Here is a 648-nt window from a genome sequence, read left to right as displayed (position 1 = left end):
GCCAACCACGGGCCGGTACTGGACCGGCGCTCCCGCGCCCAGAAACTCCTCGACGGACTCGTCGGAGCCTGCGCCGTAGCCATGACCACCGGAAAACTACCCTCCAACGGCGGACTCCGACCCCAACTCACCGTCACCATCGACCACCAAGAACTCTTCAACACCATCACCCGCTACAACCACACCGCACTTTCCCCCAGCCCGGACACCACCACAGAGACAGGCACCGGCATCAGCACCGGGACAGCGACGTTCACCGGCCCCCTGCACCCAAACACCATCCGCAAAATCGCCTGCGACGCCGACATCATCCCCGTCCTGCTCGGCACCGACTCCCAAATCCTCGACATCGGCCGCACCACCCGGATCTTCCCACCCCACATCCGCAAAGCCATCACCGCCCGCGACCACGGCTGCGCCTTCCCCGACTGCACCATCCCAGCCCCCTGGTGCGAAGCCCACCACATCACCTACTGGTCACACGGCGGCACCACAGGAACAGAAAACGGCACCCTCCTCTGCTCCCACCACCACCACCTCATCCACAAAGAGCAATGGCACATCAACATGAAAACCGGCACACCCTGGTTCATCCCCCCACCCCACATCGACCCCCACCAAACACCCCGCCGCAACCACCACCACACA

Annotated in this window: 1 protein-coding gene; it reads left to right on the top strand. The window is 64.2% G+C overall.

Annotated elements, in window-relative coordinates:
- Positions 1 to 648 (top strand): HNH endonuclease signature motif containing protein (locus FDP28_RS20395; protein ID WP_144663432.1); only part of this gene is annotated, 648 nt, incomplete at both ends.

This window comes from Paenarthrobacter nicotinovorans (assembly GCF_007670255.1).
Lineage (GTDB): Bacteria > Actinomycetota > Actinomycetes > Actinomycetales > Micrococcaceae > Arthrobacter > Arthrobacter nicotinovorans_B.
Note: the sequence above shows the minus strand (reverse complement) of the source record. Positions and strands in the feature narration are given on the sequence as shown.